We start from the raw sequence: 12,811 nt of genomic DNA on the forward strand, positions 1-12,811 counted from the left end.
TTACTTGTTCTCCTCGGTACGGGGGGTGCTGGGGGCGGGGGTGGCGGAGTCGTTGCCGCCCAGGAGCAGGTAGAGGACCGCCATCCGGACGGAGACGCCGTTGGCGACCTGCTCGACGACCGTGCAGCGGTCGGAGTCGGCGACCTCGGCGGTGATCTCCATGCCGCGGACCATGGGGCCGGGGTGCATGACGATGGCGTGCTCGGGCATCTTGGACATCCGGTGGCCGTCGAGCCCGTACCGGCGCGAGTACTCCCGCTCGGTGGGGAAGAAGGCGTCGTTCATCCGTTCGCGCTGCACCCGCAGCATCATGACCGCGTCGGACTTCGGCAGCACCCGGTCGAGGCCGTAGGAGACCTCGCAGGGCCAGGTCTCGACGCCGACGGGGAGCAGGGTGGGCGGTGCCACCAGGGTGACCTCGGCTCCGAGGGTGTGCAGGAGGTCGACGTTGGAGCGGGCGACCCGGCTGTGCAGGACGTCGCCGACGAGGGTGATCCGCTTGCCCGCGAGGTCCTGGCCGAGTCCGGTGTCGCGGCCGACCAGGCGGCGGCGCATGGTGAAGGCGTCGAGCAGGGCCTGGGTGGGGTGCTGGTGGGTGCCGTCGCCCGCGTTCACGACGGGGGCGTCGATCCAGCCGGAGGTGGCGAGGCGGTAGGGGGCTCCGGAGGCGCCGTGCCGGATGACGACGGCGTCGACGCCCATGGCCTCCAGGGTCTGCGCGGTGTCCTTGAGGGACTCGCCCTTGGAGACGCTGGAGCCCTTGGCCGCGAAGTTGATGACGTCGGCGGAGAGGCGCTTCTCGGCGGCTTCGAAGGAGATCCGGGTGCGGGTGGAGTCCTCGAAGAAGAGGTTGCAGATGGTCCGGCCGCGCAGGGTGGGCAGCTTCTTGATGGGCCGGTCGGCCACCCGGGCCATCTCCTCGGCGGTGTCGAGGATCAGGACGGCGTCGTCGCGGGTGAGATCGGCGGCCGAGATGAGGTGACGCATCATCGGTGTGTCGCTCCGTGGTGGGAGGTGTGAGGGCGTGCGGGGGCGCAGGGGGGTGCCCCGGCCCCGCGCGGGGGAAGGCCGGTCGGGCTAGGCGGTGGGCCTGGTGCCGAGCAGGACGGTGTCGCGGCCGTCCTCCTCGGCGAGCTGGACCTTGACCGTCTCCCGCAACGACGTGGGGAGGTTCTTCCCGACGTAGTCGGCGCGGATCGGCAGCTCGCGGTGGCCGCGGTCGACGAGGACGGCGAGCTGGACCGCGCGGGGGCGGCCGATGTCGCCGAGGGCGTCGAGGGCGGCCCGGATGGTGCGGCCGGAGAAGAGGACGTCGTCGACGAGGACGACGAGGCGGCCGTCGATGCCGTCACCGGGGATCTCGGTGCGGCCGATGGCGCGGGCCGGCTTCATCCGGAGGTCGTCCCGGTACATGGTGATGTCGAGGGACCCGACCGGAATCTTGGTGCCGGTGATGGAGGCGAGCTTCTCGGCGAGCCTGCGGGCGAGGAAGACGCCACGGGTGGGGATGCCGAGGAGAACCACGTCGTCTGCGCCCTTGGCGCGCTCGACGATCTCGTGTGCGATGCGGGTCAGGACCCGCGCGATGTCCGGGGCCTCGAGAACGGGCCTGGGGTCGTCGCCGTACTGCTGAGTGTCCATGAAAAACGGACCTCCTTCTCCGCCTCACGGGACGGCTCTTAAAGGACGTCGGATATGCGACGTCAACGATACCAGGGGGCGGGCGCGGCCTCTCCTCGCCCCCTGGCGGCGCACCGGGCGCCGCCCCCGGGAGGAACCGGTACGGACCTTTCGGCTTGACGGGAAAGAGTAACTCTGCGTAACCTCACAGTGAGTTACCAGCCGCGCGGCGCAGCCGCATGTCGTCACAGCGTCCGGGAGCGTTATGTCCAGCGAATACGCAAAGCAGCTCGGGGCCAAACTCCGCGCCATCCGCACCCAGCAGGGGCTCTCCCTCCACGGAGTGGAGGAGAAGTCGCAGGGCCGCTGGAAGGCCGTGGTCGTCGGGTCGTACGAGCGTGGCGACCGCGCGGTGACCGTGCAGCGCCTCGCCGAGCTGGCCGACTTCTACGGGGTGCCGGTGCAGGAACTGCTGCCGGGCACGACCCCGGGCGGGGCCGCCGAGCCGCCGCCGAAGCTGGTCCTCGACCTGGAGCGCCTGGCGCACGTCCCGCAGGAGAAGGCGGGCCCGCTCCAGCGCTACGCGGCGACGATCCAGTCGCAGCGCGGCGACTACAACGGCAAGGTGCTGTCGATCCGTCAGGACGACCTGCGCACCCTGGCCGTCATCTACGACCAGTCCCCCTCGGTCCTCACCGAGCAGCTGATCAGCTGGGGCGTGCTCGACGCGGACGCGCGCCGCGCGGTCGCCCACGAGGACAGCTGACCCCTGCGGGGGCACAGCAGAAACGTACCGCCGGGCCCGTGGACGTCATCCGACGTCCACGGGCCCGGCGTTTTTCCTGACCCCTCCAGGGGCTCCCGGGACGCCGAAGGGGCCCGCCGCACATGAGTGCGGCGGGCCCCTTCGACTGCCGGTGTCGTCCGCCTGTCAGGCGTCCGCGTCCCGGCGCAGACGCGGCTTCAGGTCCTTGAAGCGCGCCAGCAGACCGTTGACGAAGGCCGGGGACTCGTCCGTGGAGAACTCCTTGGCGAGCTGCACCGCCTCGTCGATCGCGACGGCGTCCGGCGTGCCGTCCTCCCAGATCAGTTCGTACGCGCCGAGGCGCACGATGTTCCGGTCGGCGACGGGCATCCGGTCGAGGTCCCAGTCCACCGCGTAGGTGGCGATGAGCTCGTCGATCCGCATCACGTACGAGGCGTACCCCTCGACCAACTGCATGGTGAAGTCGCTCACCGGCGGCTGGTGGTCGTCGCCCCGCGAGAGCCTGACCTGGTCCGCGAGGACCTCCTGGACGGAGGTGCCCCGCTGGTCGGCCTCGAAGAGGATCTGGAAGGCGCGCTTGCGGGCCTTGCTCCGGGCGGCCACGGTTAGCTGTTCACCCGGCCGAGGTAGTCGCTGGTGCGGGTGTCGACCTTGACCTTCTCGCCGGTGGAGACGAAGAGCGGGACCTGGATCTCGTGGCCCGTCTCCAGGGTGGCCGGCTTGGTTCCGCCGGTGGAGCGGTCGCCCTGGACGCCCGGGTCGGTGTGCTGGATGACCAGCTCGACGGCGGCCGGAAGCTCGACGTAGAGCACCTCGCCCTCGTGCTGGGCCACCGAGGCGGTGAAGCCCTCGATCAGGAAGTTGGCCGCGTCGCCGACCGACTTGCGGTCGACCATCAGCTGGTCGTACGTCTGCATGTCCATGAAGACGAAGTAGTCGCCGTCCATGTACGAGAACTGCATGTCGCGGCGGTCGATGGTGGCCGTCTCGACCTTGGTACCGGCGTTGAACGTCTTGTCGACGACCTTGCCGGACAGCACGCTCTTGAGCTTGGTGCGCACGAAGGCCGGGCCCTTGCCGGGCTTGACGTGCTGGAACTCGACGACGGACCAGAGCTGGCCCCCGTCGAGCTTGAGCACCATGCCGTTCTTGAGGTCGTTCGTGGAAGCCACGGTTGCGAAATCTCCTGCACTGACGTGGGACCGTGGATACCTGCGCGCCCTACAGCGCGAGCAGCTCCTTGGTCGTGATGGTGAGTAGCTCGGGTCCGCCGTCCGCCTCCTGGCGCACGACGAGCGTGTCATCGATCCGGACCCCGCCCCGGCCCGGGAGGTGGACCCCCGGTTCGACGGTGACCGGCACACAAGCGTCCAGTTTACCCATGGCCGAGGGTGACAACTGCGGGTCCTCGTCGATTTCGAGCCCGACCCCGTGCCCGGTGAGGGGTACGGCGGCCTCCGCGTACCCCGCCGCGTCCAGGATCTGACGGGCCGCCCGGTCCACGTCCCGGTAGGCGGCGCCCGGCAGAAGGGACTCCCGCCCGGCCCGCTGAGCGGCGAAGACGAGCTCGTACAGCTCGATCTGCCAGTCGGCGGGGGCGGTGCCGATGACGAAGGTGCGACCGATCTCGCACCGGTATCCCCGGTAGTCGGCGCCCAGGCCGACGGTGAGGAAATCACCCTCCTCGACCCGGCGGTCGGTGGGCCGGTGGCCCCGGCGGCCGGAGTGCGGGCCGGTCGCCACCGAGGTGGGGAAGGCGGCCCCGTCGGCGCCGTGGTCCACGAGCCGCCGTTCCAGTTCCAGGGCGAGGTGGCGCTCGGTCCGCCCCACGAGGATCGACTCCAGGAGTTCGCCGAGTGCCTGGTCGGCGATCTCGGCGGCGATCCGGAGACAGGCGATCTCGTCCTCGTCCTTGACGATCCTCAGCTGCTCGACGGCGCAGGTGAGGTCCGCGAGGCGCAGTCCGGGCGCGACGGAGCCCATGGCCCGGTGCCGGGCCACGGTCAGGTGGTGCTCCTCCACGGCGAGGGCCTCGGCTCCGTCCCGGCGGGCCAGGTCCGCGGCGGCGACCGCCGGGTCTCCGCCGCCGACGGGCAGGACCTGTCTGCGGAGCAGTTCGTCCAGCCGTCCGTCGGCCGGTTCCGCGCCGGGGGCGACGGGGCAGAGCAGGACGTCCCCGTCCGGTTCCGCCCCGACGAGGAGGACGGCGCCCGGGGGCGAGCCGCCCGCGAGGTACCGGACGTTGGCGGGGCGGGAGACCAGGGCCGCCGGGCTGCCGGCGGCCGCACAGCGGTCGCGCAGCCGTACCCGGCGGTCCGCATACACCTCGGACATGCTCCGAGCGTACGAGCCGGGCGCGGGAGCGGCCTGTTGGGGACGGCCGACCGGGCCGCCCGCGCGGTCACCAGGCGGGCGGGCTGGCGATCGCTCGGGCGAGGACGTCGTCGAGGACCCGGGCGGTGGTCTCGACGTCGTACGTGGAGTTGTCGATGATCGGCAGGCCGGAGCCGTACCAGCCGGCCATCCGGCCGTGGATGGCGGCGACCTCCTCGTCGGAGAGGCGCCGGTTGCCGCTGCGCTCGGCGTTGCGCTCCAGGACGACCTCCAGCCCCGGCAGCAGCACCACGGGCAGCAGACCGGGGCCGACGTGCCGCTTCCAGCCGCCGAGCCCGACGACGGGACGGTCGGGGAAGACGGCGTCGTCCACGATGCAGGAGATGCCGTTGGCGAGGAAGTTGCGCGCGGCGAAGCCGCAGGTGCGGCGGGCAAGGCGGTACTGCGCTTCGGAGTGCTCGTTCCAGCCGGACTGCGGGTCGGCGAAGCCGGAGCAGACCCACTCGCGGACGTCGTCGAGGCTGATGTGCGCGGTGGGCACCCGGCGGCGGCGCGCCCAGTGCCGGGCGACGGTCGTCTTGCCCGCCCCGGCGGGGCCGATGAGCAGCACGGCGAGGGTGGCGGCGCCGGTGCCCGGGGCCTGCTCCCCGGCGCCGGGGAGCGGAACCCCGACGGGCGGCAGCGGCACCTGCCCGGTGAACTCGGCCCCCGGCGGACCCCCTGCGGGGTGGGAGTGCCCGGCGGGACGCGTCACCCCTGCGAGGCGCGTGGTCCCCGGGGCCCCTGTGGGGTGCTGGGGACTGTGGGCGTGTGCGGGACCGGCAGGGTGCTGCGGGCCGCCCGGCTGTCGGGGACCACTGGTGGGCTGGGGGCCGCCGAGGTGCGAGGGGATGGAAGGGTACGGGAGCCCGCCCGGATACGGGGGGCCGCCGGGGTACGGAACGGGCCCCGGCTGCGACGCGCCGGCCGGACGCGGGGCCCCGGCCGGGTAAGGGGCAGCCCCGGACGGGGGTCCTGCCGGGGGCCGGGGGCCGAGGGAGTGGGGCGGGGCGGCCGGGGGCTGGACGGGACCGGGCCCCGGCGCGACGGCCGGGAGCGGGGGGCCGCCGGAGTGCGGCGGGGCGGCCGGGGGCTGGACGGGGGCGGAGTGATAGCCGCCCGAGGGCGTCGGAGCGATCGGGGGCTGAGCGGCGCCGGGCCCCGACACGGCGGCCGGGTACTGGGAGCCGCCCGAGTGCGGCGGCTCGACCGGAGGCTGGGCGAGGGCTGAGCGAGGGCTGACCGAAGACGGTGGGGTGGCCGGAGGCTGGGTACCACCGGGGCCCGGCTCGGCGGACATGCGCTGGTCCCCTCCGGCGTGCGTCGGCGCGGCCGGGGGACGGGTGTCGGCGGAAGGCGGTGGGGTGCCCGGGTGCGGGGGGATCGCCGGGGGCCGCGGTGCGGCTCCGGGGGCGTCCCAGGCGGGCGGGGCCTCGTACGGCGGCATGGGCGTGCCGGGGGTTGCGGGGCGCTCGACGGGGGGTGCGGTGGGCGCCACGGGGTGGGTGAGGGGCGCGACGGGGTCCGGCCCGGTGGCCGGGCCCTGGTGGGGCGCGCCCGGCGGGAGCGGGGGCACGGGCGGGTGCCCGGCGGGTGCTCCCGGCGAGCTTTCGCCGGGCGCGCTCTGGGCGCCTCCCGTCACGGGGGCGGGCGGCGGGCCCGATCGCTCGGGCGGTGGCAGCGGACCCCCCACTGCGTGCTGCATCCGGTCCCACTCCGTCTCGTACGCGTGATGTGTCCGGTGCGCCGGAACGTTACCGCCCCCGGTCCCCCACCGGGAGAACGTCCGGAAGCGGTCCGGGGTGCCCCGTCCCGCGGGGCACCCCGGAGCGCTCTCAGCCGGTCAGTTCCTCGGCGAGCGCCCGCAGCGCCAGCCGGTAGGAGCCGATCCCGAACCCGGCGACCGTCCCGGACGCCACGGCCGCGACGACCGAGGTGTGCCGGAACTCCTCCCGGGAGTACGGGTTGGAGATGTGCACCTCGATGAGGGGGGCGGTCCGCTGCGCGGCCGCGTCCCTCATCCCGTACGAGTAGTGCGTGAACGCCCCGGGGTTGATCACCACCGGGATCGAGGCGTCCGCCGCCTCGTGGAGCCAGCGGATCATCTCGCCCTCGTCGTTCGTCTCCCGCACGTCGACGTCGAAGCCGAGCTCCGCGCCGAGCGTCCGGCAGGTCTCCACGAGCCCCCGGTAGGAGGTGGCGCCGTAGATGTCGGGCTCGCGGGAGCCGAGACGCCCCAGGTTGGGGCCGTTGAGCACCAGGACCGGGCGCGGCCCGCTCACGCGGACACCTCGCCGTAGGCCGCGATCAGCACCGCCGGGTCGGGGCCCTCCAGGACGGTGGGCCTGCCGATGCCGTCGAGCACGATGAAGCGCAGCAGGTCGCCCCGGGACTTCTTGTCCACCCGCATGGTCTCGAGGAGCTTGGGCCACTGGTCGCCCCGGTAGGTGAGCGGCAGCCCGACGGACTCCAGGATCGCGCGGTGCCGGTCGGCGGTGGCGTCGTCGAGGCGTCCGGCGAGACGGCCCAGCTCGGCGGCGAAGACCATCCCGACGGAGACGGCGGCGCCGTGCCGCCACTTGTACCGCTCGTTCTTCTCGATGGCGTGGGCGAGGGTGTGGCCGTAGTTGAGGATCTCCCGGCGGCCGGACTCCTTGAGGTCGCCGGAGACGACCTCCGCCTTCACCCGGATCGAGCGGACGAGCAGCTCGGCGGTGTGGGGACCGGCCGGGGTGCGGGCACCCTCCGGGTCGGCCTCGACGAGGTCGAGGATCACCGGGTCGACGATGAAACCGGCCTTGATGATCTCCGCGAGCCCGCTGACGTAGTCGTGCACCGGCAGCGAGTCGAGGGCGGCGAGGTCGCAGAGGACCCCGGCGGGCGGGTGGAAGGCGCCGACGAGGTTCTTGCCCTCGGCGGTGTTGATGCCGGTCTTGCCGCCCACGGCCGCGTCGACCATGGCGAGGACCGTGGTGGGCACGGCGATCCAGCGCACGCCCCGCAGCCAGGTCGCGGCGACGAAACCGGCCAGGTCGGTGGTGGCGCCGCCGCCGACCCCGACGATGACGTCGCTGCGGGTGAAGCCGGTCTGGCCCAGCGCCTTCCAGCAGTAGGCGGCGACCTCGGCGGTCTTCGCCTCCTCGGCGTTCGGCACCTGGATGGCGACCGCCTCGTAGCCCTGCTCGGCCAGGTCGGCGCGGAGCGCCTCGCCGGTGCCCGCGAGCGCCTCCGGGTGGATCACGGCGACCCGCTTGGCCTGGGTGCCGATGAGGGCGGGCAGTTCGCCGAGCAGCTGACGGCCGACGAGCACCTCGTACGGATCGGTGCCCGCGCTGCCCTCGACCTGGATGCGGGTCACTTCCTGCTCCGTCGTCATGCGTCCTTCTTCAGATCCAGTGCCGCGAGGACCGCGTCAGCGACCTCTTCGGGGGTGCGGTCGTCGGTGCTGACGACGACCCGGGCGACTTCGGTGTACAGATGGCGGCGCGCCTCCATCAGCTCGCGCCACTGGCGGCGCGGGTTGACGGCGAGCAGCGGCCGAGCGGTGTTGAGGCCGACCCGCCGGACCGCCTCGTCGACGTCCATCGAGAGGTACGCGACGGGGCGCCCGGCGAGCAGGGCGCGGGTCCCCGCGTCGAGGACCGCGCCGCCGCCGAGGGCGAGGACGCCCTCGTGCCCGGCGACGGCCGCGGCGACCGCGTCCCGCTCCAGGGCGCGGAAGCGCTCCTCGCCGTCCTCGACGAAGATGTCGGAGATCTCTCGTCCCTCGGCGGCGACGATGTCGGCGTCGGTGTCCCGGTAGGGCGCGCCGAGCCGTTCGGCCAGGAGCGCGCCCACCGTGGACTTGCCGGAGCCCATCGGCCCGACGAGGACGACCAGGGGTCCGGCCGTCACCGGATGTGCAGGTTGTCGAGGTACGACCGCACGTTGCGGCGCGTCTCGGGGACGCTGTCGCCGCCGAACTTCTCGACGACGGCGTCCGCGAGGACCAGGGCGACCATGGCCTCGGCGACGATGCCCGCGGCGGGGACCGCGCAGACGTCGGAGCGCTGGTGGTGGGCCTGGGCTACCTCGCCGGTGACGACGTCCACGGTGGCGAGGGCGCGCGGCACGGTCGCGATGGGCTTCATCGCGGCGCGGACGCGGAGCAGTTCGCCGGTGGTCAGGCCGCCCTCGGTGCCGCCGGAGCGGCCGGAGGCGCGCCGGAGGCCGTCCTCGGTGCGGACGATCTCGTCGTGGGCCTGGGAGCCGGGCACGCGGGCCAGCTCGAAGCCGTCGCCGACCTCGACGCCCTTGATGGCCTGGATGCCCATGAGGGCGGCGGCGAGGCGGGCGTCGAGACGCCGGTCCCAGTGGACGTGCGAGCCGAGGCCGACGGGCACGCCGTACGCGAGGACCTCGACGACGCCGCCGAGGGTGTCGCCGTCCTTGTGGGCCTGGTCGATCTCGGCGACCATCTCCTTCGACGCGTCGGCGTCGAGGCAGCGGACCGGGTCGGCGTCGAGCTTCTCGACGTCGGCGGGGGTCGGGTAGACGCCGTACGGCGCCTTGGCGGCGGCCAGTTCGACGACGTGGGAGACGATCTCGATGCCCGCGGCCTCCTTGAGGAAGGACCGGGCGACGGCCCCGAGGGCGACCCGGGCGGCGGTCTCGCGGGCGCTGGCGCGCTCCAGGATCGGCCGGGCCTCGTCGAAGCCGTACTTCTGCATACCCGCGAGGTCGGCGTGGCCGGGGCGGGGGCGGGTCAGGGGGGCGTTGCGGCCCGTCTCCTTGAGCTCCGCGGGGTCGACCGGGTCGGCCGACATGACCTTCTCCCACTTGGGCCACTCGGTGTTGCCGATCATGACGGCGATCGGGGAACCGAGGGAGAGGCCGTGGCGGACGCCGCCGAGGAAGGTGATCTCGTCCTGCTCGAACTTCATCCGGGCACCGCGCCCGTAACCGAGGCGTCGCCGCGCCAGGTGGTCCGCCACCAGTTCGGTGGTGACCGGGACACCGGCGGGAAGGCCCTCGAGTGTCGCGACCAGCGCGGGTCCGTGAGATTCCCCGGCGGTCAGCCAACGCAACCTGCTCAACGATGCTCCTCATGCTCGCGACGGGGTGCTGAGACGGCGCGACCGGGTGCGTGGCCCTGGCCCGCCGCCCCCGATCCTCCCATGTCCTGAGGGTGAAACGGTCATCCGGTCCACTTGTCGGACTTCGCCCCTTCTCCACCGCCGGGCCGGAAAGGCCGGGGGTCACACAAAGGGGGCGGAACCGGCAGGAACCCGGGCGCGAGCGGCCGGGCGACGCCCCCGCCGCAGAAGATCCCGGGCACAGAGAATCCAGGACAGGAGATCCCGGCACAGGAGATCCCGGCACAGGAGATCCCGGCGGGTCCCACCACGGGCGGGACCCGCCGGGCGCGGTCTAGCGGGCCGCCAGGGCCCGTTCGCCCGCGGCGCGCATCGCCGCCAGCGGTGCGCGGGGCACCCCCGTCATCTGTTCCACCTGGAGCACCGCCTGGTGGACGAGGAGGTCGAGGCCCCCGACGACCTTGCCGCCGCGCTCGGACCAGGCCGCCGCGAGGGCGGTCGGCCAGGGGTCGTACAGCACGTCGAAGAGGGTGCCGGGCCGGGCCGGCACGGCCGGAGCGAGAGTGTCGGTGGTTCCGGCCGGGGTGGTCGCGATGACCAGCGGCGCGTCGAACGCCTGCGCCGCGTCGTCCCAGGCGGCGGTCCGCACGTCCACGCCGAGCCGTTCGCCCCAGCCGCGCATCTCCTCGGCGCGCGCCTCGCTGCGCACGTACGCGGTCACCGGTCCCGCGCAGATCCGGGCGAGCGCGGCGAGCGCGGAGGAGGCGGTGGCCCCGGCGCCGAGGACCGCCGCGGCCTCGACCTTCTCGACGCCCCGCTCGCGCAGGGCCGCGATCATGCCGGGGATGTCGGTGTTGTCACCCGTCCTGCGGCCGTCCGCGTGGAGGACGACGGTGTTGACCGCCTCCACGGCGGCGGCCGTGTCGCTGACCTCGTCGAGCAGCGGGATGACGGCCCGCTTGAGCGGCATGGTCAGCGAGAGCCCGGCCCAGCCCGTGCCGAGCGCGGCGACGAAGCCGGGCAGAGCGGCCTCGTCCACCTCGAACCGCTCGTACGACCAGTCGCCGAGGCCCAGTTCCGCGTACGCGGCCCGGTGCAGGACCGGGGAGAGGGAGTGGGCGATGGGGGATCCCAGGACCGCCGCCCGGTGTGCCGCCGCCATCAGTTCTTCCTCGACTCGTTGAACTTCTCGACGAGCTTGTCGTGCTCCGCGAGCGTCTTGGTGAACTCGGAGTTCTTGCCGTCGAGCGAGATGAAGTAGTACCAGCCGTCGTGCGTCGGGTTGAGCACGCCCTCCAGCGCCTCCAGGCCGGGGTTGTCGATCGGGCCGGGGGGCAGGCCCTTGACGTAGTAGGTGTTGTACGGGTGGTTGAGCTTCCGCAGGTCGTTGAGGGAGAGATCCAGCTTGCTCTGGTTCTTCAGATAGTTGTACGTGGAGTCGAACTCCAGGCCGCCGTAGGTCTGCGGGTTGTTCGGCTTGAGGCGGTTGTAGATGACCTCCGCCATCTTCCGGTAGTCCTCGTGCGAGGTGCCCTCGGCCTGGACGAGACTGGCCATGGTGAGCAGCTGCCAGGGCCCGTCGACACCGAGAGGACCCGCCTTGGCCTCCAGGTCGAGCTTGAGGTACTCGGCGTTCGCCCGGTTGACCATCTTGCGGAGCACGTCCTCGGGCTTGTTGCCCTTGGCCACCGGGTAGCTGGCCGGGAAGAGGAAGCCCTCCAGGGGGTCCTTGAGGTTCTTGTGGTTCATCGCCCACTTCGGCAGGCCGAGATCGCCGGCCTTGGCCTTGGCCACTTCCTGGGTGGTGCCCGCATCGAGACCGAGCCTCTTGTCGATCTCGCCGTAGACCCAGATGTTCCGGCGGCCCTCGGGAATGATGAAGTTGGTCTGGCTCGCCGGGTTCAGCATGAGCGCGACCGCCGCCTCCGCCGACATGCCCTTCTTCAGGGTGTAGACGCCGTCCTGGATGGAGAGGCCCTTGGGGTTCTTCGTCTGCGCGGCGACGAAGGCGTCGACGCTCTTGACGACACCCTCCCTCTTGAGGATGTTGCCGATCGCGGAGCCGAGCGCCCCCTTCGGGATCTCGACCTGGACGTCTCCGGTGCCGTTGCCCACGTAGTCGGGCACCGCACCGAACTCGCCCTGCCAGAACTGGTAGCCGAAGTAGGCGACACCACCGGCGCCACCCGCGAGGACGACGGCGACGACCAGACAGGCCATGCCGTTCTTGCCCTTGCGTTTCTTCGTCTTGCTCCGGCGCTCGCGGTCACCGCCGCGGGAGCCCCGGCCGCGCCCGGACTCCTCCTCGCGCTCGTCCTCCGGTGCGTCGTCCCCGCCGGTGAAGAAGGGGTGCTCCTCCTTCTCCTCCCCCGGCTCCGGGCGCTCCTCTTCCTCCGGCGCCCAGTCGATCACCGGCTCCGGCGGGTTCTGTCTGCGGCCGGGCGGCTGGGGGGGCGGATAGGCCTCGGGCGTGCCGTAGAGGTCGGGGTTCTGGCCCCCGTAGGGGTCGGCCGTGGGGGTGCCGTAGGCCATCGCCGCCTGGCCGGTCTCCCAGTTGCCGTCGTACTGCTGTCCGGGGTTCCCGGGCGGGTCGTAACCGCCCGGGAACCCCGTCGCGTACTGCTGCGCCTGCTGCTGCTCGTACGTCTGCTGGTACTGCTGCTGGTCATGGAGCTGCTGCGGCTGCTGATGCTGCGGGACCTGCTGCTGGTACTGCGGATCGGCATAGCCCTGCTGCTGGTACTGCTGGCCATGCTGCTGGTACGGGTCGGCCTCGTAGCCCTGACCGGGGTGACCGCCCTGACCGTACGCGGGGTCGTAGCCGTGACCGGTCTGATCGGCCTGGCCGGTCTGCCCGTACTGGTTCGCCTGCTGCGGGTGCGGGTACTGCTGCTGGCCCTCCCACCCCTGGTCCCCGTAGAGCGGGTCCCCCGGGTGCCACGGTTCGGAGCCCGGGCTCCGGCCATACTCAGTCATC

13 protein-coding genes are annotated in these 12,811 nt (G+C 72.8%); 1 reads left to right on the plus strand and 12 read right to left on the minus strand.

What is annotated here, in order from left to right; genetic code table 11:
- Window positions 1–990: an aspartate carbamoyltransferase catalytic subunit gene (locus tag ACIO92_RS22730; protein ID WP_366442490.1), complete on the minus strand. Its 990-nt coding sequence runs from the start codon at window positions 988–990 to the stop codon at window positions 1–3.
- Window positions 991–1,077: 87 nt separating this feature from the next.
- The gene (gene pyrR / locus ACIO92_RS22735) at window positions 1,078–1,641 is read right to left on the minus strand and encodes a bifunctional pyr operon transcriptional regulator/uracil phosphoribosyltransferase PyrR (RefSeq protein WP_351787566.1); all 564 of its coding nucleotides are present in this window, start codon (window positions 1,639–1,641) and stop codon (window positions 1,078–1,080) included.
- 244 nt (window positions 1,642–1,885) lie between these two features.
- On the opposite strand from pyrR, the gene bldD reads away from it, so the two are divergent.
- Window positions 1,886–2,386, plus strand: a complete 501-nt coding sequence (gene bldD / locus ACIO92_RS22740; RefSeq protein ID WP_030214967.1) for a transcriptional regulator BldD — start codon at window positions 1,886–1,888, stop codon at window positions 2,384–2,386.
- A 165-nt stretch (window positions 2,387–2,551) separates the two neighbouring features.
- Here bldD and nusB read toward each other — a convergent pair whose 3' ends face one another.
- The 10 genes from nusB to mltG form a co-directional block, all read right to left on the minus strand.
- Complete coding sequence (gene nusB, locus ACIO92_RS22745; RefSeq protein ID WP_366442489.1) at window positions 2,552–2,989, minus strand: transcription antitermination factor NusB; 438 nt, start codon at window positions 2,987–2,989, stop codon at window positions 2,552–2,554.
- Window positions 2,990–2,991: 2 nt separating this feature from the next.
- Window positions 2,992–3,558: an elongation factor P gene (efp, locus tag ACIO92_RS22750; protein WP_351787561.1), complete on the minus strand. Its 567-nt coding sequence runs from the start codon at window positions 3,556–3,558 to the stop codon at window positions 2,992–2,994.
- Window positions 3,559–3,607: 49 nt separating this feature from the next.
- On the minus strand, window positions 3,608–4,720 hold the full coding sequence (locus tag ACIO92_RS22755) for an aminopeptidase P family protein (protein WP_366442488.1): 1,113 nt from the start codon (window positions 4,718–4,720) through the stop codon (window positions 3,608–3,610).
- Between the two features lie 67 nt (window positions 4,721–4,787).
- Window positions 4,788–5,612 carry an AAA family ATPase gene (locus ACIO92_RS22760; RefSeq protein ID WP_402282505.1) on the minus strand — a complete coding sequence of 275 codons (825 nt, stop codon included), beginning with the start codon at window positions 5,610–5,612 and terminating at the stop codon, window positions 4,788–4,790.
- 982 nt (window positions 5,613–6,594) lie between these two features.
- Window positions 6,595–7,041 (minus strand): type II 3-dehydroquinate dehydratase, encoded by a 447-nt coding sequence (aroQ, locus tag ACIO92_RS22765; protein ID WP_366442487.1) that lies wholly within the window; start codon window positions 7,039–7,041, stop codon window positions 6,595–6,597.
- Window positions 7,038–8,135, minus strand: a complete 1,098-nt coding sequence (aroB, locus tag ACIO92_RS22770; RefSeq protein ID WP_366442486.1) for a 3-dehydroquinate synthase — start codon at window positions 8,133–8,135, stop codon at window positions 7,038–7,040. The genes aroQ and aroB overlap by 4 nt, the downstream gene beginning before the upstream one ends.
- The gene (locus ACIO92_RS22775; protein ID WP_402282388.1) at window positions 8,132–8,653 is read right to left on the minus strand and encodes a shikimate kinase; all 522 of its coding nucleotides are present in this window, start codon (window positions 8,651–8,653) and stop codon (window positions 8,132–8,134) included. The genes aroB and ACIO92_RS22775 overlap by 4 nt, the downstream gene beginning before the upstream one ends.
- A complete protein-coding gene (aroC, locus tag ACIO92_RS22780; protein WP_366442484.1) occupies window positions 8,650–9,834 on the minus strand; it encodes a chorismate synthase in 1,185 nt (394 codons plus the stop codon). Before aroC ends, ACIO92_RS22775 begins: the two co-directional genes overlap by 4 nt.
- 334 nt (window positions 9,835–10,168) lie before the next feature.
- Window positions 10,169–10,996, minus strand: coding sequence for a shikimate dehydrogenase (locus ACIO92_RS22785; RefSeq protein ID WP_366442483.1), 828 nt, complete (start codon window positions 10,994–10,996; stop codon window positions 10,169–10,171).
- Complete coding sequence (mltG, locus tag ACIO92_RS22790; protein ID WP_402059962.1) at window positions 10,996–12,810, minus strand: endolytic transglycosylase MltG; 1,815 nt, start codon at window positions 12,808–12,810, stop codon at window positions 10,996–10,998. The genes ACIO92_RS22785 and mltG overlap by 1 nt, the downstream gene beginning before the upstream one ends.
- Between the last annotated feature and the right edge of the window lies 1 nt (window position 12,811).

The organism is Streptomyces sp. NPDC087215, assembly GCF_044744885.1.
Taxonomy (GTDB): Bacteria; Actinomycetota; Actinomycetes; order Streptomycetales; family Streptomycetaceae; genus Streptomyces.

What these genes read in the sequence shown, in the direction of transcription:
- ACIO92_RS22730 (WP_366442490.1), bottom strand. Translation starts at nt 990, where the DNA reads ATGATGCGTCACCTCATCTCGGCCGCCGATCTCACCCGCGACGACGCC.
- pyrR (WP_351787566.1), bottom strand. Translation starts at nt 1,641, where the DNA reads ATGGACACTCAGCAGTACGGCGACGACCCCAGGCCCGTTCTCGAGGCC.
- bldD (WP_030214967.1), top strand. Translation starts at nt 1,886, where the DNA reads ATGTCCAGCGAATACGCAAAGCAGCTCGGGGCCAAACTCCGCGCCATC.
- ACIO92_RS22755 (WP_366442488.1), bottom strand. Translation starts at nt 4,720, where the DNA reads ATGTCCGAGGTGTATGCGGACCGCCGGGTACGGCTGCGCGACCGCTGT.
- aroB (WP_366442486.1), bottom strand. Translation starts at nt 8,135, where the DNA reads ATGACGACGGAGCAGGAAGTGACCCGCATCCAGGTCGAGGGCAGCGCG.
- ACIO92_RS22785 (WP_366442483.1), bottom strand. Translation starts at nt 10,996, where the DNA reads ATGGCGGCGGCACACCGGGCGGCGGTCCTGGGATCCCCCATCGCCCAC.
- mltG (WP_402059962.1), bottom strand. Translation starts at nt 12,810, where the DNA reads ATGACTGAGTATGGCCGGAGCCCGGGCTCCGAACCGTGGCACCCGGGG.